Source organism: Alcanivorax sp. 24 (assembly GCF_004360225.1).
In the GTDB taxonomy this organism is placed as follows: domain Bacteria; phylum Pseudomonadota; class Gammaproteobacteria; order Pseudomonadales; family Alcanivoracaceae; genus Alloalcanivorax; species Alloalcanivorax xiamenensis.
On record NZ_SNUA01000003.1, the window covers coordinates 319910 to 343249 of the forward strand.

Below are 23340 nucleotides of genomic sequence, written 5' to 3' on the forward strand. Positions count from 1 at the left end.
GTGCGGGCCGCCGGAACGCCGCGCGCCGCTCATGGTCATATACCCTGTCGAAGGCGCTGAAAGCTGGCACCGAGGCCTTCGACAGGCTCTAATATGAGATTCGATGACGATCAGGAGTGGATAATAACGATGAGAGCCGTCACCATTTTGTTGGGTTTGCTGCTGGTCCTGCCGGCCTTCGCCGAGGTGCACAGCGGCCATGCCATCACCATGTACGACGCTCCCAAGTATGGCCCTTCCTTCCGTCACTTCGACTACGTCAATGCCGACGCCCCCAAGGGCGGTCAGATCAAACTCCATGTGATCGGCGGCTTCGACAGCTTCATGCCCTACCTGCCCAAGGGCAGTGCCGCCGCCGGCGTCGGCGGTCTCGGTCCCAGCTATATTTACGACAGCCTGACCGTGCGCAGCCTGGACGAGCCGTTCACCGAATACGGACTGCTCGCCGAACGCATGGAATGGCCGGACGATCGCGGCTGGATCACCTTTACTCTGCGTGACGAAGCCCGCTTCGCCGATGGTCACCCGGTCACCGCCGAGGACGTGGTATGGAGCTTCAATCAGCTGACCGAACATGGCCAGCCGCTTTACGCCTACTACTATGCCGACGTGGAAAAGGTGGAGGCACTCTCCGAGCGCAAGGTGAAGTTCACCTTCAAACCCGGCGACAACCGGGAACTGGTAATGATCGTCGGCCAGCTTCCGGTATTGCCCAAGCACTTCTGGAAAGACAAGGATTTCACTCAGGCGGATCTCACCGTGCCAATGGGGTCCGGCCCTTATCGCATCGCCAGTTTCAAGCCCGGCAAACAGGTGGTGTATGAGCGCCGTGATGACTACTGGGCCTGGGACCTGCCTGTCATCCAGGGCCAGTACAACTTCGACCGGGTGATCTTTGAGTATTATCTGGACCAGACCGTGGCGCTGGAGGCCTTCAAGAAAGGCGATTACGACTTCCGCTTCGAGATGAACTCCAAACTCTGGGCCACCGCCTACACCGGGCGGGATTTCAACAGCGGCAAGCTGGTGAAGGAAGAAGTCCATCACCAGAACCCTTCAGGCATGCAGGGCTTTATCTTCAATACGCGCCGCCCGTTGTTCCAGGACCCGGTGTTGCGCGAGGCCATGGCCTACGCGCTGGACTTTGAATGGTCCAACAAGCAGCTGTTCTACAACCAGTACAAGCGCACCCGCAGCTATTTCCAGAACTCGGAGATGGCCGCCACCGGACTGCCCTCCGAAGCCGAGCTGAAACTGCTGGAACCTTTACGTGATAAGCTGCCTGAGCGGGTCTTTACCGAGGAGTATCAACCACCGGTCTCCGACGGCACCGGCCGTCCGCGGGAGAATCTGCGTACCGCCCAGACCCTGCTCAAGAAAGCCGGCTATGAGGTGCGTAACGGTCAGTTGTTCAATCCCGAAGGGAAGCCGGTGAAGTTCGAGTTTCTGCTTTACAGCCCGGCGTTCGAACGTGTGGTCCTGCCCTTCTCCCGCAACCTCAAGGCTCTGGGTATCAGCGCCGATGTGATCCGCGTCGATGAGTCCCAATACCTGCAGCGGGTGCGAAATTTCAATTTCGACATGATCGTCGGCGGCTGGGGCCAGTCCTCCTCTCCGGGCAACGAACAGCGGGACTTCTGGTCCAGCAAGGCGGCGGACCGGCCCAGCAGCCGCAATTACGCCGGCATCAAGGATCCGGCCATCGACAGCCTGGTGAAAACCCTGATTTCCGCCAAGGACCGTGAGGCCCTGGTGACCAGTAGCCGGGCGCTGGATCGCGCCCTGCAGTGGGGATTTTATGTGATCCCCAATTGGGGGATGGATTACCACCGCTTCGCCTACCGCTCCCGGTTGGCCCATCCGGATTTGCCGCCGTACCTTGGCGTCGACGGGGCCCTGGATCTTTGGTGGGATACAACGGCGGAATAAATGCCACGTTATATTCTCAAACGGTTATTGCTGATCATTCCCACCTTGTTCGGCATTCTGTTGTTGAACTTCCTGGTGGTGCAGGCCGCCCCTGGCGGCCCGGTGGAGCGCGTGCTCGCCGAGCTCCAGGGTCAGGGCGGCGGCGGGGGTCCCGGCGGCGGCTTCGCCGGCACCACCGCGGATACCATCGGTGGTGGCGGGCATTCCGGTTATCGCGGCTCCACCGGGCTGTCACCGGAGCTGGTGGCCCGTATCGAGCAGTTCTACGGCTTCGACAAACCGGCCCTGGAACGCTTTTGGATCATGCTGCGCAACTACCTGAGATTCGACTTCGGCGAGTCCTATTATCGCGACCGTCCGGTATCGGATCTGATCATCGAGCGCATTCCAGTGTCGGTATCATTGGGGCTGTGGAGCACGCTCATCGCCTACCTGGTGTCGATTCCTCTGGGCATTCGCAAAGCGGTGAAGGACGGCTCCCGGTTCGATGTGTGGAGCAGCACCGCCATCGCCATCGGCTACGCCATTCCCAGTTTTCTGTTCGCCATACTGCTGGTGGTGCTGTTCGCCGGCGGTTCCTATTTTGAGTGGTTCCCGCTGCGCGGCCTGACTTCGGACAATTTCGAGCAGTTGTCCTGGTTTGGCAAGATCATCGATTACCTGCATCACATCGCCCTGCCCACCCTCGCCATTGTCATCGGCAATTTCGCCACCCTCACCATGCTGACCAAGAACTCGTTCCTCGACGAGATCGGCAAACAGTATGTCCAGACCGCCCGGGCCAAGGGGCTGAGTGAAAAGCAGGTGCTCTACCGCCATGTTTTCCGCAATGCCATGCTGATCATCATCGCCGGTTTCCCGGCCGCTTTCGTCAGTGTGTTTTTCACCGGCGTGTTGTTGATCGAGTATATCTTCTCCCTGGACGGTCTCGGACTGCTTGGCTTCGAATCGGTGATCAACCGGGACTATCCGGTGGTGTTCGGTACCCTGTTCATCTTCACCCTGCTGGGCATGCTGCTGAAACTGGTCTCCGACCTGACCTACATGTGGGTGGACCCGCGTATCGATTTCGAGCGGAGGGCCCACTGATGATGGCGACGGCAAGCGCCCCTCTCTGGCGGCGGCAATGGCGGGCGTTCCGGGCCAACCGCCGCGGCTTCTGGTCCCTGCTGGTATTCCTGGTGCTGTTTGTGCTCAGTCTCGGCGCGGAATGGATCGCCAACGACAAACCTTTGTTGATTCGTTATGACGGCGCTTTCTATACCCCGGTGCTGAACACCTATCCGGAAACCACCTTTGGCGGTTTCTTCGAGACCGAAGCCAATTACCGGGATCCGGTGGTAAGGGAATTGATCGAGGAAAAAGGCTGGATGCTCTGGCCGGCGATCCGTTACCACTACACCACCATCAATTACGAGCTCACCGTGCCGGCGCCAGCGCCGCCTTCCGCGGAGAACTGGCTCGGCACCGATGATCAGGGTCGGGACGTTCTGGCGCGCCTGATCTATGGATTCCGTACTTCGGTGCTGTTCGGTTTGATGCTGACCCTCAGCGCCAGCGCCATCGGTATCATGGTGGGCGCGATCCAGGGCTATTACGGCGGCTGGACCGATCTGGCCGGACAGCGCTTTATCGAGATCTGGTCGAGCATGCCGATCCTCTATCTGATCATCATCCTCTCCAGCTTCGTGGTGCCCAGTTTCTGGAGTCTGCTGGTGATCATGCTGCTGTTCTCATGGATGACGCTGGTGGATCTGGTGCGCGCCGAGTTCCTGCGTTGCCGCAACATGGAGTATGTGCGTGCCGCCCAGGCCATCGGCGTGCGCACGCCGGTGATCATGTTCCGTCACATGCTGCCTAATGCCATGGTCGCTACCCTGACCTATCTCCCCTTCGTACTGAACGCCGCGGTAATCACCCTTACCTCCCTGGATTTCATCGGCTTCGGCCTGCCACCGGGATCACCGTCACTGGGCGAACTGCTCGGCCAGGGCAAAGCCAACCTGCAGGCCCCGTGGCTGGGACTGAGCGCCTTCGCCACCCTGGCCTTGATGCTGTCTCTGCTGGTGTTCATCGGCGAAGCCGTGCGCGATGCCTTCGACCCGAGGAAATTCCTGTCATGAGCCTGCTGGAGCTGGAGCAACTGACGGTCCGTTTTGGCGACGCCGCGCCGGTGGTGGATCGGGTCAGTCTCAAACTGGAACGGGGCCGCATGCTGGCGCTGGTGGGGGAATCCGGTTCCGGCAAATCACTGACCGCCATGTCCATCCTCGACCTGCTTCCCGCCAGCGCTACCCGCGAGGCCAAGGCCCTGCGTCTGGATGACGAGAATCTGCTGGCCTGGTCGGAAACCGAACGGCGGCGGCTGCGCGGCGGGCGTATCGGGACGATATTCCAGGAACCGCTGACGGCGCTGAACCCCTTGCACACGGTGGAGAAACAGATCGGTGAAACGCTGCGCATTCACCAGGGGCTCAGCGGCGCCGCCGCGCGCCAACGCAGCCTGTCGTTGCTGAGCCAGGTGGAGCTGCCCGCCAGCGAAGCCATGCTGTCGCGCTATCCGCACCAGCTCAGCGGTGGACAACGCCAGCGCGTGATGATCGCCATGGCCCTGGCCAACGACCCGGAGTTACTGATCGCCGATGAGCCCACCACCGCCCTGGACGTGACCGTCCAGGAAACCATCATGGACCTGCTCAAACGCCTGCAGCATGAGCGCAATCTGGGCATTCTGCTGATCAGCCATGATCTCGGACTGGTGGGCCGGTTCGCCGAGGACGTGGCGGTGATGCACCACGGCAAGGTGGTGGAAAGTGGCCCGTCGGAGCAGGTGTTGAGCCAGCCACAAGCACATTATACCCGCCATCTGATCGACGCCGAGCCGAGCGGTACCGCGATACCGGTGCCGGATGACGCGCCCACCTTGCTGCGGGCGGATGATCTGCAAGTGAGCTTCAAAGGTGGTCGCCGTGGCTGGTTCGGTCCACGGGAGGAGACCCGGGCGGTGGACCGCATTTCCTTTCAACTGCGCCGGGGTGAAACCCTGGGCGTGGTGGGTGAATCCGGCTCCGGCAAGTCGACCCTGGCGCTGGCGCTGCTGCGGCTGGTTGCCTGCCAGGGCCGCATAATGCTGCTGGATCAGGATCTCACCCGTCTGCGGGGTGGCGCCCTGCGTCCCTGGCGGCGCCATATGCAGGTGGTGTTCCAGGACCCGTTCGGTAGCCTGAATCCGCGTCTGACGGTATTGCGAGCGGTGGAGGAAGGACTTCGCGTACACCAACCGGATCTGAGCCGCGACCAGCGCCGGGATCGGGTGCGGCAGCTGCTGCGGGAAGTGGGACTCGATCCCGAGGCCTTGGAGCGTTATCCCCATGAGTTCTCCGGTGGCCAGCGCCAGCGGATCGCCATCGCCCGGGCATTGATCATGAAACCGGATCTGCTGATCCTGGATGAGCCCACCTCCGCCCTGGATCGCAGCGTACAGGCCCAGGTACTGGATCTGCTGCGCGATCTGCAACGCCGGCACGGGCTCAGCTACCTGTTCATCAGCCATGACCTCAAGGTGGTGCGAGCCCTCAGCCACCGGTTGCTGGTGATGCGCCAGGGCCAGGTGGTCGAGCACGGCGACACCGAGACTGTCTTTCAGCGGCCCGAGCACGACTATACGCGCACCCTGATCGACGCGGCTTTCAGTACCGAGAAGAAACACGCCGTTGCACATTGAAAGGCCAGCACCGTTTATCCCCGGCCGGTTTTCTCTATACTTGGAGCAGCTATCTTCAACACCAATATTCGAGGACAGACCATGGGTTTTCTCGCGGGCAAACGCTTCCTGATCGTCGGCATCGCCAGCGATCGCTCCATCGCCACCGGTATCGCCGAAGCCATGCACCGGGAAGGCGCCGAACTGGCCTTCACCTACCAGAACGACAAGCTGAAAAAGCGGGTGCTGAAAGCCGCCGAGGCCTATGGCAGCAACGAGAATCTGTGCTTCCCCTGCGATGTGACCTCCGATGAGGAAATCAACCAGGTGTTCGCCGACCTGGGGCAACAGTGGGACGGCCTGGACGGCGTGGTGCACGCGGTGGGCTTTGCTCCCGCCAACGAACTGGATGGTAACTTCGCCGAGGTCGCCACCCGGGAAGGCTTCCGTATCGCTCACGACATCTCCGCCTACAGCTTCGTGGCACTGGCCAAGGCGGCGCGGCCACTGATGCAAGGCCGCAACGGCGCCCTGCTGACGCTGTCCTATCATGCATCGCGCCAAACCGTACCGAACTACAACGTCATGGGCCTGGCCAAAGCCAGCCTGGAAGCCTCGGTGCGCTATCTGGCCTCCAGCCTGGGTCCGGAAGGGATTCGCGTGAACGGCGTTTCCGCTGGTCCGATCCGTACTCTGGCCGCCTCCGGCATCAAGAAATTCCGCACCATGCTGGAGTACAACGCCGCCAAGGCACCGCTGCGCCGTAACGTCACCATCGAGGAAGTGGGTAATACCGCCGCCTTCCTGTGTTCCGATCTGGCTTCCGGTATTACTGGCGAGATCACCTACGTGGATGCCGGCGCCGCCACCGTCTCCATGCCGTTCGAGGAACCGGGCGAGGATTAATCCTCGCCTCCCTCTCCCCGCCCTCTCCCCGCCCTCTCCCATCACCACACTGACATATTCCACTGTCAGGCTGGCGGCTCCGAACCGATCAACAAAGGAGCCCGATGGTGAGCCCGAAAACCTCTCTGGCCCTGTTGCCACTGGTATCCGCGCTGGCCCTGGCCGGCTGCGGTGGCGACGGCAGCGATAACGATAACAGCGGCGGTGGGGAGCCGCTGTCCCTGACCCTCCTTCATATCAACGATCATCACTCCAATCTGGAGCCGTCGAGCCTGACGCTGGATATCGCCGGCGCGGAAACCACCTTTGAGTCAGGTGGTTTTCCCCGCGTGGTGGCCAAGATCGCCGAACGGGAAGCAGCGCGGAGCAATGTCCTCAAGCTGCACGCGGGGGATGCCATCACCGGCACTCTGTACTTCTCCAGCTTCGAAGGCGAGGCCGACGCCAAACTGATGAACCAGGTGTGTTTCGACGCCTTCGCTCTGGGGAATCACGAATTCGACCGGGGTGACGCCGGCCTCAAGAAGTTCCTCGACTACCTCGCCGATGACAGCTGCGGGACTCCGGCTCTGGCCGCCAACGTCAAACCTCAAGTAGGCACCCCGCTGGCGCCCAACGCCGAGGACGACTACATCAAGCCCTACGTGATCCACGAAGTGAACGGGCAACAGGTGGGCATTATCGGCATCGACATCGCCGGCAAAACCCAGAACAGTTCCAGCCCGCTGGACACCACTCAGTTCCTGGACGAGCAGGAAACCGCCCAGGCCATGATCGACGAGCTGGCCGATCAAGGCGTCAATAAAATCGTCCTGCTGACCCACTACCAATACCAGAACGATCTGGAAATGGCCGCCAATCTGTCCGGCGTGGATGTGATCATCGGCGGTGACTCGCACACCCTGCTGGGAGATTTTGCTGATTATGGCCTGCCCGCATCCGGTGATTACCCCACCATTGTGACCAACGCCGATGGCGATCTGGCCTGCGTCGCCCAGGCCTGGCAGTACTCCCAGGTGGTGGGAGAGTTGAACGTGGAGTGGGATGGCGAGGGTAACGTCACCGCCTGCGCGGGGGTGCCGCACCTGCTGTTGGGAGACTCAATCACCCGCGAAACCGCCAACGACGAAACCTACCAGCCGGAGGGAGCGGAACGGCAACAGATCCTCGCCGCCATTGACGCCGACGCTCAACTCAGTCTGACCAGCCCCGACCTCAATGCGCGGACGCTGCTGGCTGGTTTTACCGACCAACTCGATGAATTCCAGAATATCGAGATCGGCACCGCCACCGAAGACCTGTGCCTGGCCCGGATCCCCGGTCAGGAGTATGGCGATCCTTGCCCCAGCGAGGATCCCGATCGTGGCGGTGATATTCCCAATGTGGTGGCCAACGCCTTTCTGTTCATGAGCAAGGCGGCCGACGTCTCCATCCAGAATGCCGGCGGCGTGCGCATCGATATCCCGGCGGGCCCCGTCACCATTGGTAATGCCTACAAGTTGCTGCCGTTCGGCAACACCCTCACCAACCTGGAAATGACCGGCGCGGAAATCCGCCAGGTCCTCAATGAAGCGGTGGAGTATGCCCACACGGACTCCTCCGGTGCTTACCCCTATGCCGCCGGGTTGCGATGGTACGTGGACATGAACCGGCCTGAAGGTGCACGTCTTTATGACATAGAGTACCGTCAGCGCAACGAAGGCGAGTGGCAGCCACTGGAAGACAGTACCGAGCTGACCGTGGTGAGCAACAGCTTCACCGCCAGCGGTCAGGACGGCTACGTGACCTTCGGTACGGTCAGCGAAGATGGCCGCGCCGAGGACACTTTCCTTGACTACGCACAGTCCTTTGTCGACTACATGATGGAAGTCGGCACGGTCAGCAAGCCGGCTCAGGACACCTATTCCACCCGTTACTACACCCCGGCGCCGGAGTAAGCGGCATCACCGTGGACGGTCTAATGAAAAGCCCGCCCCTGAAACAGGGCGGGCTTTTTATATGTTCATCGCGGGGTTTGTGGACAGTAAGCACAGCTGCCCCACAGTTATGAAACAGTCCGCCTATACGCAGCACGCTGGCACACCAATTCGCTGGCAAGCCAGCTTCCCACAGAGGGAGCTACGGAGCCGCTGTGGGAAGCTGGCTTGCCAGCGAATACAGCGCGAATCCATGCCTGCAAAGCTATGAGGTTCCCCTGTTAGCGTGCTCCGATGGCGCTCCCCATTCCCTTTTCAGCGAAACAAAAAATCGTCGGGAACGATTTTTGACGTCGCTTGCGACGGCCCAAAGGGTAACCGCCACGGATGGTGGACACAAAAAAAGCCCGCTCCTGAATCAGGGCGGGCTTTCATCATCGTCGCGACGTCGGCGACTTACTCAGGTTTGGCTCGCAGCTCATCGGCATGGATGGCAACATCGCGGGTATCGCGCAGGAACGCCATGACCTGCTCGAAGTCGCGCTCACCTTCCATCTCACCCAGTTGCAGCAAAGCCTGCTTCTGCTGGTTCTCCGGCAGCGGCTCCCCACCGCCGTCAGTCACACCGGTAACCTGAAATGCCACCCAGCCACCATTGGGTAAATCCGCCACCTGAACTTCAGAGGCGCCCTGCTCCTGCGTCCATGGCAGTGTGAAGGCTTGCTGCACCACCATCGGTGCCGGTTGACGAGCACCGCGATGCACCGCGCTTTGCTCTTCGATCTGGACATTTGCCAAGGCCGCGATTTCATCCATCGCCTTGCCCTCTTTGGCCAGTTCGCGCGCCTGCTCGGCCAGAGAGCTGGCTTTTTCCCGCGCTTGCTGGCCCTTCAGGGTATCGCGAATCCGTTCCGCCACCTGATCAAGCGGCAACGGCTCCGGCTCCTGGCGATCCTCCAGATGCACCGCCAAATAGCGGCCACCATTCAGCTCCAGCACGTCACTGTTATGGCCCTGCTCTTTCACCGCCGGCGTGTTCAGGGCTTCACGCACCTTGGCCGAATCCAGCTCCGCCGGCAGGGCATTCAGAGCTACCCAATCCGTGGTCTCGACTTTCAGGCCCAGTTGCTCCGCCGGAGTCTGCAGATCACCATGCTCGAACACCAGTTCTTCCATCTGTGCCAACGCGTCCATCATCATGGACTGAGCACGGGCGGCTTTGAGATCGGCGGTCAGACGCTCGCGCATTTCGTCCAGCGGCGGGAAGGTCTGCTTGTCCTCGCGCAGCACGGTCAGCAAATGCACACCGGATTCAGACACCACCGGCTCGGAAACATCGCCCACGGACAGAGACTTCAGTGCCTCATCCAATGCCTCCGGCAACGAGCCGGGAGCCAGCATACCCAGATTACCGCCGTTATCGGCACTGCCCGGGTCATCGGAATAGGTCTTCGCGGCATCGGCGAAAGACTCACCACCTTCGATGGCCTCGCGCACTTCACGGGCACGCTCAAGCGCTTCATCCGCACCGCGGCCGTCCGTGCCAATCAGAATATGGGCCACTTCCTTGGAACCATTGGCGCGGCTCTCCGCCATGCCGCGGCGAGCTTCGTATTCGGCGCTAATATCATCGTCGCTGACCTCAACTTGCCCGGCGTACTGCTCCGGGCTCAACACCAGATAGCTGATGCGATAGCGCTCGGGGCGCATGAACTGGTCCTGGTGGTCCTGGTAATACTGCTCCACCTGCTCATCGGTGGCGTTGAACTGGCTTTCCAGATCCGCCAGGGACAACCGCACATAACGCAAGTCACGGGTCTGCTCACCCAGGCGGCGCTGTTCGGCGAGCTCACCGGGTAACGCGAAGTCGGTGCCGGTGAAGGCGAACCGGTACTGCTGGGTCAGCCGGTCCTGACGATAGCCATCGAGATAGCCACGCGGGGTCATGCCCTGGCTGCGCAACAAACGCTCGAACTGTTCGTCGGAAAATTTTCCATTCTCGAAAAACGCCTGATTGGAACGGATCTCCGCCGCGGCCTGCACTTCGCTGAAAGCCATGTCAGCGTTATTGGCGGCGGACAAAGTGAGCTGCTCGTTGATGATACCTTCCAGCACCATTTCCGGACGCACATAGGCATCAAGCATGGCCTCGTTCATACCCGGACTTTGCTGACGCAGCATCTGCCGCAGCCGCTCGGTTCTCGCGGTCACGTAGTTGCGATAAATCTTGTTGCCGTCCACTTCGGCCACCGAGACCGAGTCACCCCCACCGGTGAAATAACCATAAAACCCGGAAATAATAAAAGGGAGAATAATGGCGGCGAGCAGAACCTTGCCCACGGGCCCGCGGACAAATCGCCTGAACTCCTGCATGCTTCACTCCAAAGAGATACCGATCAATCGATTCGTTTTTATTTGGAACACCAAGGCGCCAGACGGTTCCGGGTTCCAGAGAGCCTGTTCATGATTTTTACCTCCGCATGCGGAATTCGATGATCCCGGCACGAAGACCGGAGCCAGGCGAGATAAAAATCATGAACAGGTTCTCAAAGCAAAAAAGCGCATCCGCTCTCCGGATACGCTTCCTGGGACTGGCGGAGCGGACGGGACTCGAACCCGCGACCCCCGGCGTGACAGGCCGGTATTCTAACCAGCTGAACTACCGCTCCCGGAACCAGTTTAGTTCACCGCGTCTTTCAGTGCCTTGCCGGCTTTGAAGCCCGGCACGGTGGCTGCGGCGATCTTGATGGTCTCACCGGTCTGCGGATTGCGGCCTTCACGAGCGGCACGCTGCTTCACGGAGAAAGTACCGAAGCCAACCAGAGAAACGCTATCGCCTTTCTTCAGTGCACCGGTGACCGCTTCCAGCGTCGCATCCAGAGCACGACCCGCGTCGGCCTTGGAAATGTCAGCAGCCGCTGCGATCGCATCAATCAGTTCTGATTTATTCACAAAATTCCCCTTTTGCTGTTTCCCGGTTTCGTGGTCGAGGCGTAACGCACTCTCCTTACGACGAAGCCGCCTTTATACCAATGGCTTTAGGCAGGCGTCAAGAAAGGAAAGGCGCTATACCGATAACTCACGTGATTGTAAAAAAGTCTGCCAAATCAAACTGTTAAACGCGGAAAAAAAGGCGGCTCAATGAGTACTTGGCCGCTCTGATTCTCGCTGCGCTTTTTCATCGGCCAGGGCCAGATCCTCTTCAACTTCCGCTTCGCTCAAAGGCGTAGGCGTTTGCGTCAAGGCCACTTCCAGCACCTGATCGATCCATTTTACCGGACGAATATCCAATGACGCTTTGATATTTTCCGGCACTTCCTTCAGGTCGCGCTCATTTTCCTGAGGAATCAAGACGGTTTTTATGCCACCGCGGTGAGCGGCCAGCAATTTTTCTTTAAGTCCACCGATGGCCAGAACCTGACCACGCAGGGTGATTTCGCCAGTCATCGCCACGTCGGCGCGAACCGGAATCCCGCACAATACCGAAACCAAGGCGGTGCACATGGCAGTCCCGGCGCTGGGACCATCCTTTGGGGTCGCCCCTTCCGGCACGTGAATGTGCAGATCGTTACGCTCCAGTTGCCGGCGACGAATTCCCAGCATCCGGGAACGGCTTTTCACCACGGTCCAGGCTGCCTGGATCGACTCCTGCATCACATCACCCAGAGACCCGGTGGTGGTGACACGGCCCTTGCCCGGCGTCGATACACTTTCAATGGTCAGCAACTCGCCGCCAACAGAGGTCCAGGCCAGGCCGGTAACCTGCCCGATCTGGTCCTGATCCTCGGCCAGACCGTAGCTGAACTTGCGCACTCCCAGATAGTGATCGAGATTGTCCTCGGACAATGTCACCGTCTCGGAGGAACGGCTCAGCGAATGCTCTTTCACCACCTTGCGGCAGATCTTGCTGATCTCCCGTTCCAGACCACGCACCCCGGCTTCACGGGTATAATGGCGGACGATATGACGCAGACTGTCGTCGCTGAACGCCACTTCGTCCTTCTTCAAACCGTTGGCTTTGATCTGCTTGGGAATCAGGTACTGGGAAGCGATGTTGACCTTCTCTTCCTCGGTATAACCGGGAAGGCGAATCACTTCCATGCGATCCAGCAGCGGCGCGGGAATGTTCATCGAGTTGGACGTGCAGATGAACAAGGTCTCGGAGAGATCGTAATCCACTTCCAGATAGTGATCGTTGAAGGTGTTGTTCTGTTCCGGATCCAGCACCTCCAGCAGCGCGGACGCGGGATCGCCACGCATATCCATGCCCATCTTGTCGACTTCGTCGAGCAGGAACAGTGGATTGCGCACACCGACCTTGGAGAGCTTCTGAATCACTTTGCCCGGCAATGAGCCGATATAAGTACGGCGGTGACCGCGAATTTCCGCTTCATCACGGACCCCGCCCAGCGCCATTCGCACGAACTTGCGGTTGGTGGCCCGGGCCACGGACTGGCCCAGGGAGGTTTTGCCCACGCCCGGCGGTCCCACCAGACAAAGCACCGGCCCCTTGACCTTGCCGACCCGGCTTTGCACGGCGAGAAACTCCAGAATCCGCTCCTTCACTTCTTCCAGGCCGTAATGATCCTGATCCAGCACATCACGGGCATGGGCCAGGTCGTGACGCACCCGGCTGCGCTTTTTCCATGGCACCGAGGTCATCCAGTCCAGGTAGCTGCGCACTACCGTGGCTTCGGCGGACATCGGTGACATCATGCGCAGCTTGCTCAATTCAGCCTTGGATTTCTCCAAGGCGTCCTTGCTCATGCCGGCGCTGTCGATGCGTTTTTCCAGATCCTCGAGCTCGTTACCGCTGTCGTCCAGATCACCAAGTTCTTTCTGAATCGCTTTCATCTGCTCATTCAGATAGTACTCGCGCTGGCTCTTCTCCATCTGCTTCTTGACCCGGCCACGGATGCGCTTTTCCATCTTCAGCACATCCATGTCGGATTCCATCAGCGCCACCAGGTGTTCCACCCGCTCGCGCACATCGGCCATTTCCAGCACGTCCTGCTTTTCTTCCAGCTTGAGCTGAAGATGGGCGGAAATGGTGTCCGCCAGACGGCTGATGTCCTCGATCGACTGCACCGAACTCATCACTTCCGGCGCCACTTTCTTGGACAGTTTGACGTATTCCTCGAACTGCGCCAGCAGCGAACGGGCCAGAGCCTCCTGCTCGCTCAGCGACGGCAACTGATCGTCCAGTTCCCGCACGTCCGCCACCCCGCCCTGCTCGTCGAAGCGGGCGCGGGTGACATGGCCGCGCACGCCGCCTTCCACCAGCACTTTCACGGTGCCGTCGGGCAGTCGCAGCATCTGCAGGATGGTGGAAACGGTGCCCACCCGGTAGATATCGTCCTCGCCGGGGTCATCGTCCGAGGCGTTGCGCTGGGCGACCAGCATGATCTGCTTGTCGTCACTCATGGCCGCTTCCAGAGCGGCGATGGATTTCTCCCGCCCGACGAACAGCGGGATCACCATATGGGGATACACCACTACGTCTCTGAGCGGAAGCAAGGGAATATCTTTCAGCACTTAGGGCCTCTATCGGTTCACGGGGCGCCCGATCAATCGGGCGCCACTCGGGACGTTTGCTCGCTGTTTTCGTAGATCAGCAACGGCTCCGATTCACCTTGGATGGTGGCGCTGTCGATCACCACTTTGACCACGCCCTCCATGGAAGGCACCTGGTACATGGTATCCAACAAAACGCTTTCCAGGATGGAACGCAGACCACGGGCGCCGGACTTTCGTTCCATCGCCTTGCGGGCCACGGAACGCAAAGCGTCCTCGCGGAAGTCCAGTTCCACGCCTTCCATCTCGAACAGGCGCATGTACTGTTTGGTCAGGGCATTACGTGGCTCGGTGAGAATCTGCACCAGCGCGTCCTCGGATAATTCTTCCAGAGTCGCCACCACCGGCAGACGGCCGATGAATTCCGGAATCAGGCCGTACTTGACCAGGTCCTCCGGCTCCACGCCGACCAGGGTCTCGCCCACGTTGCGGTCCCCTTCCTTGCTTTTCACCTCGGCGGAAAAACCGATGCCGCCCTTCTCGGAACGATCCCGAATCACCTTGTCCAGGCCGGCGAACGCGCCACCACAGATGAACAGGATGTTGGAGGTGTCCACTTGCAGGAATTCCTGCTGCGGATGCTTACGCCCTCCCTGGGGCGGCACCGAGGCCACCGTGCCCTCGATGAGCTTCAGCAGGGCCTGCTGCACCCCTTCCCCGCTAACGTCACGGGTAATCGAGGGATTGTCGGATTTACGCGAGATCTTGTCGATCTCGTCAATGTAGACGATGCCCTTCTGGGCCTTCTCCACATCGTAATCACATTTTTGCAACAGCTTCTGGATAATGTTCTCCACGTCCTCACCGACATAGCCGGCCTCGGTAAGCGTGGTGGCGTCGGCAATGGTGAAGGGAACATTGAGCAGGCGCGCGAGGGTTTCGGCCAGCAGGGTCTTACCGCTGCCGGTGGGACCGATAAGCAAGATATTGCTTTTACCCAGTTCCACGTCGTCACGACCGCGAAGGGTGCTGTTGAGCCGCTTGTAGTGGTTGTATACAGCCACGGAAAGCACTTTTTTGGCCCGTTCCTGACCGATCACGTACTCATCGAGCGTGTTCTTGATCTCGTCAGGCTTGGGCAGGCTTTCCTGACCACTGTTGTCGCCGTCTTCCTGGACTTCCTCGCGGATGATGTCATTGCACAGATCCACGCACTCATCACAGATGAAGACCGACGGGCCCGCGATCAGCTTGCGGACTTCGTGCTGGCTCTTGCCACAGAACGAGCAGTACAGCAGCTTGCCGTCGTCGCTCTTTCCGGTGTTATCGGTCATCGAATCGCCTCTGAACCTGATTTAACTTTGAAGATGCAGGGAGAACCCGCTTTTTTCAAGCCCGGAAGCTCCGGGGAGGTGCCCCGGAGCCGCTCCAGACCCTCAGCGCCGATGGACCACCTGGTCAATCAGACCGTATTCCCGCGCCTGCTCCGCGGACATGAAATTGTCGCGGTCGGTGTCACGCTCCAGCACTTCCAGAGGCTGGCCGGTGTGTTTGGCCAGCAGCTCATTGAGCTGGGCCTTGATCTTGAGGATCTCCTTGGCGTGGATCTCAATATCGGAAGCCTGGCCCTGGAAACCGCCCAGCGGCTGGTGAATCATCACCCGGGAGTGCGGCAATGCCAGGCGTTTGCCTTCGGCGCCGGCCGCGAGCAGGAAAGCGCCCATGCTGGCCGCCTGCCCCACGCACATGGTGGACACCTCCGGTTTGATGAATTGCATGGTGTCGTAAATGGACATCCCCGCGGTTACCGAACCGCCCGGGCTGTTGATATACAGATGAATGTCCTTGTCCGGGTTCTCGGACTCGAGAAACAGCATCTGCGCCACGATCAGGTTGGCCATGTAGTCTTCCACCTGGCCAATCAGGAAGATCACCCGCTCCTTGAGCAGTCGGGAGTATATATCGAACTGCCGCTCGCCCCGGGAGGTTTGCTCCACCACGATGGGCACCAGCCCCGTGGCGGTGGGGTCGGCCATCAGCGTTTTCATCTCCGGGGTCAGGGAGGTAATCCGGCTCAGATCGATCATCTAGCGTTTCCTTTGTCTACGGGATCAGGGGCAACGTGCCCGGCTTGATACCGCGGGTGTTGGGGCGGCACCCTCGAATCACAAGGGCCTGCCCGTTTTTTCCGATACTATGACGCCCTTCGGCAAGGCGTCCACAAAGGCGGGGCCAGAAGTGGGTTAACTGCGCAAAACTTGGCCAATACGGTTACTTTCACAGCAAAACGGGGCCAAAAGGCCCCGCTCTGAGTAGGTCTATTCGGCTCAGGCCGTCTCGTCGGCCTGCTCCGGCTGGCGGGGTTTCACCGCCTCCTGGTAGGACATGGTCTTCTCTTCGACCTTGGCCCCTTCCAGAACCAGATCCACCACCTGATCCTCCAGCACCGCGCCCTCGATCTGCTGCAGCTGCTGCGGGTTGCTGTAGACCCAGTTGATCAGTTCCTGCGGCTGTTCATACTGAGCGGCGATCTCTTCCACCCGGGCCTTGACGCGATCCGCATCCGGTTTCAGGTCGTTCTTCTCGAGGATGGCGCGCACCACCAGGCCCAGACGAACGGAACGCTCGGCCTGGTCACGGAACAGCTCTTCGGGAAGCATGGACGCATCGAACTGCTGACCACCACCGAACTGCTGCACCATTTGCTGACGCATGCGGTCCACTTCCTGTTTGATCAGCGCCGCCGGCAGATCGAACTCATGCAGTTTGGCCAGGCCGTCCATGGTTTGCTCTTTGACCTTGCCGGACACCGCGTTTTTCAGTTCGCGTTCCATGTTGTTGCGAACCTCGGCCTTGAACGTATCGAGTTCACCGTCCTCGACACCGAACGCCTTCATGAACTCGGCATCCACTTCCGGCAGGGTCTTGGCTTCCACCTTGTTGACCTTGATCTGGAACACCACCGCCTGACCTTTCAGTTCCTCGGAGTGGTACTCCTCCGGAAAGGTCACGTCGATGTCCTTCTCTTCACCGGCTTTCATGCCGACAATGCCGTCCTCGAAGCCGGGGATCATGCTGCCGGAGCCCAGCTCCAGGTTCTGACCTTCGGCGCTGCCGCCCTCGAAGGCTTCGCCATCCTTCAGGCCTTTATAGTCGATGTTGACACGATCGCCCTGCTCGGCGGCGCGGTCCACTTCAGCGAAGTCGGAGCGCTGGGTGCGCAGGGTTTCAATCATTTCGTCAACGTCGGCGTCAGTGATTTCCGCCACCGGCTTTTCCACCTCGATGGTGGACAGATCGGCCAGTTCCACTTCCGGGAACACTTCGAAGGTGGCCACGAATTCCAGGTCCTGGCCGCCCTCATTACGGGTGGCTTCGAAACCCGGCAGACCGGCGGGTTGCAGGTTTTCCTTCTCCACCGCTTCCAGGAAGGACTCGCGCATCACGTCGGCCAGCACTTCGTTGCGCACGGCGGCGCCAAAACGACGCTTTACTTCACGCAGCGGCACCTTGCCGGGGCGGAAACCGTCCAGACGGATGTTTTTCTGCGCTTCGCGCAGCTTGTTTTCCACCGCCTGATCCACCTTATCCGCGGGGACACCGACGGTCATGCGCCGTTCCAGACCTGAAGTCGTTTCTACAGAAACCTGCATAACATCCTCTATTTAAAAGACTTTTCAAATCCCGCGGCCCCCGATGCACGGACGGACCCCGTATGAAGGGCGCAAATTATAATCAATGGCAGCCGCCCTGCCTACGCCCATGAGACGCCAGACGCCAGACGCCAGACGCCAGACGCCAGACGCCAGACGCCAGACGCCAGACGCCAGACGCCAGACGCCAGACGCCAGACGCCAGACGCCAGACGCCAGACGCCAGACGCCAATGATGCAAAACCAGACCTAACGCTCTGGCAAGCACTAAAACGCTTATCTGTATCCGCAATGTTCGAAGATGCGATGTTCTAAAGCGTCCGGCGTTGGGCGTCCAGCGTCTGGCCCCAACAAAAAAGCCCCCGGGTTTCCACCCGGAGGCTCCATGTATGGGGTGACTGATGGGATTTGAACCCACGACCACCGGAGTCACAATCCGGGGCTCTACCAGCTGAGCTACAGTCACCATAAATCACTTGAGCCGCCAGCGATGGCACGCCTGGCAGGGCTCGAACCTGCAACCTACGGCTTAGAAGGCCGTTGCTCTATCCAATTGAGCTACAGGCGCTTAACTATCTTTCAACCTTGCGACCTCTCAACCTTCGCTGAGTTGGTCGGGGTGGAGGGATTCGAACCCCCGACATCCTGCTCCCAAAGCAGGCGCGCTACCAGGCTGCGCTACACCCCGCCGAGCAGGTCGAGCGAGGCGGCATAATACTCGCCGCCCCCGGGAGCGTCAACGCCGCGAACCCGCTATCCGACCTGTTCGCTGGAATTATAAACAACCGGAGGAGAAAAGTGCCGTGCCTCTGTTTTTGTGGCCACCATCCATGGCGGCCATCCTCCGGACCATTGCTATCGCAACGTCAAAAATCGCTCCCGGCGATTAGTGTCCCACAATCCGCTGACACGCAACACGCCGGCACGCCAAACCCAAGGCCCGCTTACCGGCCTTGGGGGACACCAATTCAAAGCAACCCCGTCATGCCGGACTTGATCCGGCATCTCCCGCTACGACGTTGTGCGTCCTGCGGAGGAAGATCCCGGGTCACACAACGGTGCTTAGAGCACCGCTTGGACGCCCCACAGGGTGCCCCGAAGCGGGGGGCAATGGTCTTAAGCCATGGAACTCTCTACCCCGGGGATGCCCGAGTGTTTTCAAAGCGTGTTGGCGTGCCGGCGTGTTGCGTGTTGGCGGCCCGTTCCACAACGGTGAGACAGCAATGGCTCCCGGCGATTTTTTGTGACCACCGTCCATGGCGGTCACCCTGTGGGCCGTCGCCAAGGCGACATCAAAAATCGCTCCCGGCGATTTTTTGCTCCAACCCGCCGACCGTGCGAGAATCGCCGCGCGATTCCCACCGCTTTCCTTTTATATGTTCCAAGGACCAAGAGAGACCCATGAGCGCGCAGATTCTGGACGGCAAGGCCCTGGCTCAACGCTTCGAGCAAGAGATGTCACAACGGGTGGAAGCCCTGAAAGCCGCTTCCGGCGGCCGCACGCCGATCCTTGCCACCATTCTGGTGGGCACCGATCCGGCCTCCGCCACCTATGTAAAGATGAAGGGCAATGCCTGCCGCCGCGTCGGCATGGATTCCCAGGCCATCGAGTTGCCCCAGGAAACCACCACCGAGCAACTGCTGCAGCGTATCGAGGAGCTCAATGCCAATCCGGACGTGCATGGCATTCTGCTGCAGCACCCGGTGCCGGAACAGATCGACGAGCGCTTGTGCTTTGACGCCATCGCCCTGGGCAAGGACGTGGACGGCGTTACCTGTCTCGGCTTTGGCCGCATGGCCATGGGCGAGCACGCTTATGGCTGCGCCACGCCCAAGGGCATCATGCGCTTGCTGGAGCACTACCAGGTGCCGCTGGAGGGCCAACACGCCGTGGTCGTGGGCCGCAGCGCCATTCTCGGCAAGCCGATGGCGATGATGCTGCTGGGGGCCAACGCCACCGTCACCATTTGCCACAGCCGGACCCGCAATCTGCCGGAGCTGGTGAAACAGGCCGACATCGTGGTGGGCGCGGTGGGCAAGCCGGAGTTCATCAAGGCCGACTGGATCAAGGACGGCGCCGTGGTGGTGGATGCCGGCTATCACCCGCAGAAGTGCGGTGACATCGAATTGGCACCGCTGGTGGAACGGGTCGCCGCCTACACGCCGGTACCCGGCGGCGTTGGCCCGATGACCATCAACACCCTGATCTTCCAGACCCTGGAAGCGGCGGAAAAAGCATTGAAGGGCTGACGTAACACGCAACACGCAACACGCAACACGCAACACGCAACACGCAACACGCAATCAATAGGATTACCGGGCATCACCATCCCGGCGACAGCCGCCCCATCAGAAGTCAGCGCGGCCAACTGGCCGCCCCTGATTTTGCGTGCTGGCGTGTCGCGTGTCAGCGTGCCCGCGTCTTTTCCGGCAACACCTGCACGCTGGCGGTCATGCCGGCACTGAGCAACAGCGTTTCCGGGATCTCATCGAACTCCACCCGCACCGGAATCCGCTGCGCCAGCCTTACCCACTCGAAGGTCGGCGCCACGGAAGGCAGTCCCTTGTCCGCCGTCACCGCGTTGCTGTTGGCGATACCGCGACCAATGCCGGTGACCTTGCCGGTCAGCGCTTTGCCGGCACCCAGCAGATGAATACGAGCCGCATCCCCTACCCTGATCTGATGCACCTGGGTTTCCTTAAGATAGGCCTCGACCCAGAACGACTGGTCATCCACCAGTGTCACCACCGGCTGCCCGGTCTGGGCGTAATCACCGGTATGCGCCAGCAAATGAGTGACGAAGCCGGCTACCGGAGCCTTCACTTCACTGCGAGCCAGATCCAGTTCCGCCCGTGCCAGGGCCGCTTCCGCCGCTTGCAGATCGGCCCGCGCCAAAGCCGCCTTGTTGTCCGCTTCCTCCCGTTCCTCCTGGGAAATGGCTCGCCCTAGGCTGCGACGGCGGCTGGCTTCCCGGGACAGCAGATTCAGTTCCTGGCGCCGGTGCGCCACCTCGGCCCTGGCCTGATCCAGCGCCAGTTGATAACGGCGCGGGTCCACCAGCAGAAGGGTTTCGCCCTCCTCCACGTACTGATTATCCACCACCTTCAGGGATTGGATCGCTCCGGACACGTCCGGGGCCACGCTCACCACCACCGCGCGCACCCGGGCATCCCGGGTCCAGACATCCTCGAAATAGTGGCGCCACAGATACCACACCGCCACCGCCGCGGCCGCCACCAGCAGCGCGGTGAACAGATAAGCGCGCCAGCGGCCGCCTTCCTTATTATTAGCCATGCATACTCCCCAGCGACAGCCACGCCCCCATCACCAGGGCGAGCACGATCAAGAACACACAGAATCCGGCCAGGGCCGGATGCCACAGGTGCCGGTAGCCATCAGAACGACTGATCAGACCGTGCACCAGCAGAAACAACAGCAGGGCCAACAGCACCTGCGGCACCAAGGGCGGCAGCAACACGCCGCCCAGCTCAATCTCATACAGCATGTGCTATCTCCAGCCCCCGCCAGCGGCCGGCTCCGGATCCGGCCAGGAAGAAGCCGCCATAATTTCCGATCATATTGATCTGCATACGCAGACGCACCACCGCCCGCACCAGCCGGCGGCGCTCACCCTCGCCTTCCGCTTTGTTATAGGCTTGCTGACACTGCCGCAGTGCGCGCTCGGTGTCCGCCGACAATTGCCGCCAGCGGGCCTCGTCACCGTCTCTCAATACTCTCTGAGTGTCCCGGATAAGCCGCGTCAGGGTGAGCCGGATCGGATCAGGCACGCCACGCCGACACAAGGCGTCGAGAAACAACAGCCCCAGCCCCAGCGTCACCGCCGCCATGGCGCCGTGCAACAGTTCCCCGTCCTTTGCACTCTCCGGACTCAGTCGCGGCAAGGTTCGGGCAATGCGGTCATACAGCACGGTTTCCATTTCGTGACGGGGACGGCGGCGGGCCATGGGCCAGCGCCCGAGAGTGCGGCACAGATCCCGGCACAACCGGGTACGGGCGGTGGCGGCATCATCGCCGGGCCAGATCAGCAGAAAGGCCAGCACCGGCAACGACATGCCCAGCGCCAACCCAAGCACGTTGTTGAACAGAGGCAGAGCCGAGAAGTCCTGTTGCGGTCCGAGATCCAGCAGGATCGGGAAAAAGATCACGGTGGCGGTGCCCATGGCCATGCTCGGCAGCTGTGTCATGGCCAGACCGGCCAGCAGATACACCGGCGCCAGCAACAGCACCAGAGCGGCGAAACCTTCCGTGCCCGGCAGCAGAACCAGACGATAGAGCGTGGCCAATACCACCGCCAGGGAGGCGCCTTTGAGGAACCCGGACACCGCCTTGAGCGGATCGTCCCGGGTGGAGAACAACGCGCACACCACTCCGGTCTGGATCACCATCAAAGTACCTTGGTCCTGCGGCGCGGCGCTCCAGAACCAAAGGCTCAGAGCCGCGGCAATGGCAATCGCGGTACGCCCGGCGCTGCGCAACGCCTGCCCATGATCCAGGTGCAATCGTGACGTGCCGGACCGCCACGACTGTGTCAGGGCCTGGTCGCTCAGCATGGCGTAAAGAACCACGCTGGAGCGCAGGCGATCACACAGCTCGCCACAGTGTTCCAACGCCAGCTGAAGGGCATGAAAACGCTGTTCGTTGTCGCCCACCGCCTCCTTGCGCAGACCGCGGGCCAGGTCCCGGGCCTGATCATGGAGCTCCGACAAGCGAACCCGCGGGCTTTCCGGGTCCAGGTCTCCATCCAATTCCGCCATGCCACGCAGCAAATCGTCGAGGCGCTCCTGTTGATACACCGAGGCATAGCGGTTGATGTAGGCCCCCAACGGTCCCACCGAGGAAATCAACGCCAACATCTCATGTCCCAGACGACGGCACAGTCCAGCCCGACGCCGCAGTTGCTGGGAATCAAACAGGGCGTTTTCGCGCAGGGCTTCCAGCGCCATGCCACTGGCAATCAGTTCGCGTCGGCGCAGCTGCAGGGTGCGATTGTCGGCGCGTCCGCCGGCGGTATCCGCCACCAGTGCGATCAAGTCCCGCAATTGCTGTCGACAACGGTGCAGATAAGCGGTGGCGGCGGAACGGGGCCAGATCAGCACGCTGGCGGCGGAAGCACAGAGGATGCCGAGGCTGATCTCGGTGACCCGGGCCACCGCCACGGTGAACATCTGATCCGGCTGCGACAGGGCCGGCAAGCCGATGATCAGCGCGGTGTAGCCGGAAAGCACGAAGGCGTAGGAGCGGAAATTGCGCAGCAGATTGGCCAGGTAGGTACACAGGGCCATCCAGGCCGCGATGGCGATAAAGAACAGCAGCGGTTGCTGCGCGAACCCGCCCACCAGCAACAACGCCATCACCGCGCCCAGCACCGTGCCCACCAGTCGCGACAGCCCCTTGGCGATCACCATGCCCCCCAGCGGTTGGGCGACGATGTACACCGTCATCAACGCCCACTGGGGTTGGTCCAGCCCCAGCAGCAGCGCCAGATACAGTGCCATCATGCCGGCGGCGAAGGTCCGCAGGGCGAATTGCCACTCCTTGCGCCCGGAGTCGCGTATGAACGCCGGCACCGCCAAGATCATCCACGCTTCCCCTTTCCCTGTGCTCGTCGCGGCAGTATACAACGAGGCGACGTCGACGCTCCTACGAAGCGAAACCAACGCTAAACACTTTTACAACCCTTGTCACATCACAATGGCA

At 60.8% G+C, this 23340-nt stretch carries 16 protein-coding genes and 4 tRNA genes; 7 read left to right on the top strand and 13 right to left on the bottom strand.

All coding sequences use genetic code 11. The features are described 5' to 3' along the window. Positions 1-129 precede the first annotated feature (129 nt). The 6 genes from E0L37_RS06330 to nadN all read left to right on the top strand — a co-directional run bounded on the left by E0L37_RS06330 (position 130) and on the right by nadN (position 8475). A complete protein-coding gene (locus tag E0L37_RS06330; protein ID WP_022994978.1) occupies positions 130-1929 on the top strand; it encodes an extracellular solute-binding protein in 1800 nt (599 codons plus the stop codon). Continuing rightward, complete coding sequence (locus E0L37_RS06335; RefSeq protein ID WP_133490922.1) at positions 1930-3018, top strand: microcin C ABC transporter permease YejB; 1089 nt, start codon at positions 1930-1932, stop codon at positions 3016-3018. Beyond that, on the top strand, positions 3018-4052 hold the full coding sequence (locus E0L37_RS06340; protein ID WP_370450518.1) for an ABC transporter permease: 1035 nt from the start codon (positions 3018-3020) through the stop codon (positions 4050-4052). Before E0L37_RS06335 ends, E0L37_RS06340 begins: the two co-directional genes overlap by 1 nt. After that, positions 4049-5653: an ABC transporter ATP-binding protein gene (locus tag E0L37_RS06345; RefSeq protein ID WP_133490923.1), complete on the top strand. Its 1605-nt coding sequence runs from the start codon at positions 4049-4051 to the stop codon at positions 5651-5653. The genes E0L37_RS06340 and E0L37_RS06345 overlap by 4 nt, the downstream gene beginning before the upstream one ends. Before the next feature lie 81 nt (positions 5654-5734). Beyond that, positions 5735-6538, top strand: a complete 804-nt coding sequence (locus tag E0L37_RS06350; RefSeq protein ID WP_133490924.1) for an enoyl-ACP reductase — start codon at positions 5735-5737, stop codon at positions 6536-6538. Positions 6539-6642: 104 nt separating this feature from the next. Beyond that, positions 6643-8475: an NAD nucleotidase gene (gene nadN, locus E0L37_RS06355; protein ID WP_133490925.1), complete on the top strand. Its 1833-nt coding sequence runs from the start codon at positions 6643-6645 to the stop codon at positions 8473-8475. 435 nt (positions 8476-8910) lie between these two features. On the opposite strand, the gene E0L37_RS06360 is transcribed toward nadN, so the two are convergent. From E0L37_RS06360 to E0L37_RS06410, 10 genes are all read right to left on the bottom strand, one after another. Beyond that, complete coding sequence (locus tag E0L37_RS06360; RefSeq protein ID WP_133490926.1) at positions 8911-10827, bottom strand: SurA N-terminal domain-containing protein; 1917 nt, start codon at positions 10825-10827, stop codon at positions 8911-8913. Between the two features lie 219 nt (positions 10828-11046). Beyond that, positions 11047-11123: transfer RNA gene (locus E0L37_RS06365), tRNA-Asp, on the bottom strand. Positions 11124-11133: 10 nt separating this feature from the next. After that, positions 11134-11406: an HU family DNA-binding protein gene (locus E0L37_RS06370; protein ID WP_133490927.1), complete on the bottom strand. Its 273-nt coding sequence runs from the start codon at positions 11404-11406 to the stop codon at positions 11134-11136. A 186-nt stretch (positions 11407-11592) separates the two neighbouring features. Then, a complete protein-coding gene (gene lon / locus E0L37_RS06375) occupies positions 11593-13989 on the bottom strand; it encodes an endopeptidase La (RefSeq protein WP_133490928.1) in 2397 nt (798 codons plus the stop codon). Between the two features lie 32 nt (positions 13990-14021). Beyond that, a complete protein-coding gene (gene clpX, locus E0L37_RS06380) occupies positions 14022-15302 on the bottom strand; it encodes an ATP-dependent Clp protease ATP-binding subunit ClpX (protein WP_014994725.1) in 1281 nt (426 codons plus the stop codon). Positions 15303-15404: 102 nt separating this feature from the next. Then, the gene (gene clpP, locus E0L37_RS06385; protein ID WP_014994726.1) at positions 15405-16055 is read right to left on the bottom strand and encodes an ATP-dependent Clp endopeptidase proteolytic subunit ClpP; all 651 of its coding nucleotides are present in this window, start codon (positions 16053-16055) and stop codon (positions 15405-15407) included. A gap of 240 nt (positions 16056-16295) precedes the next feature. Continuing rightward, a complete protein-coding gene (gene tig / locus E0L37_RS06390; protein ID WP_133490929.1) occupies positions 16296-17621 on the bottom strand; it encodes a trigger factor in 1326 nt (441 codons plus the stop codon). Between the two features lie 390 nt (positions 17622-18011). After that, positions 18012-18087 (bottom strand) — tRNA-His (locus tag E0L37_RS06400). A 25-nt stretch (positions 18088-18112) separates the two neighbouring features. Beyond that, positions 18113-18189, bottom strand: a tRNA-Arg gene (locus tag E0L37_RS06405). Between the two features lie 43 nt (positions 18190-18232). Continuing rightward, a tRNA-Pro gene (locus tag E0L37_RS06410) sits at positions 18233-18309 on the bottom strand. Between the two features lie 713 nt (positions 18310-19022). Here E0L37_RS06410 and folD point away from each other — a divergent pair. Further along, a complete protein-coding gene (folD, locus tag E0L37_RS06415) occupies positions 19023-19871 on the top strand; it encodes a bifunctional methylenetetrahydrofolate dehydrogenase/methenyltetrahydrofolate cyclohydrolase FolD (RefSeq protein ID WP_159660825.1) in 849 nt (282 codons plus the stop codon). A 157-nt stretch (positions 19872-20028) separates the two neighbouring features. Here folD and E0L37_RS06420 read toward each other — a convergent pair whose 3' ends face one another. From E0L37_RS06420 to E0L37_RS06430, 3 genes are read right to left on the bottom strand one after another with little or no spacing between them, the layout of a single operon-like run. Next, positions 20029-20916: an efflux RND transporter periplasmic adaptor subunit gene (locus tag E0L37_RS06420; protein ID WP_133490931.1), complete on the bottom strand. Its 888-nt coding sequence runs from the start codon at positions 20914-20916 to the stop codon at positions 20029-20031. Further along, positions 20909-21127, bottom strand: a complete 219-nt coding sequence (locus E0L37_RS06425; protein ID WP_133490932.1) for a DUF1656 domain-containing protein — start codon at positions 21125-21127, stop codon at positions 20909-20911. The genes E0L37_RS06420 and E0L37_RS06425 overlap by 8 nt, the downstream gene beginning before the upstream one ends. After that, a complete protein-coding gene (locus E0L37_RS06430; RefSeq protein ID WP_133490933.1) occupies positions 21117-23222 on the bottom strand; it encodes an FUSC family protein in 2106 nt (701 codons plus the stop codon). Before E0L37_RS06430 ends, E0L37_RS06425 begins: the two co-directional genes overlap by 11 nt. Between the last annotated feature and the right edge of the window lie 118 nt (positions 23223-23340).